Source organism: Flagellimonas flava (assembly GCF_050617915.1).
GTDB lineage: Bacteria > Bacteroidota > Bacteroidia > Flavobacteriales > Flavobacteriaceae > Flagellimonas > Flagellimonas flava_A.
Genome location: NZ_JBODQE010000236.1, coordinates 1 through 230 on the forward strand (window position 1 = coordinate 1; position 230 = coordinate 230).

The following is a 230-nucleotide window of genomic DNA, read 5'->3' on the forward strand; positions in this document are numbered from 1 at the left end:
CAGCTACTTGGAATGTTGGAAACGGGATAGAAACCGTAGATGCTCCAACAGAAATGACACTACTTGCGTTACCGGGAGCATCAACAGACCAAGGTTTTGGTCCGTCATTTCCATTTGAAACGACAGTAGTAACACCAAGTTTCGCTGCTCGTTCTAACGTTAATGTTACAGGCTGATCAGGTACATTTAAATCTTGCCCAAGGGAGAGGTTTAACACATCCGCACCATCT

1 protein-coding gene is annotated in these 230 nt (G+C 44.8%); it reads right to left on the bottom strand.

Going from position 1 to position 230, the window contains the following annotated elements:
* Positions 1-230, bottom strand: a 230-nt coding sequence (locus ACRHOZ_RS21675) for a S8 family serine peptidase (RefSeq protein ID WP_431130497.1), incomplete at both ends; no start/stop codon positions are given.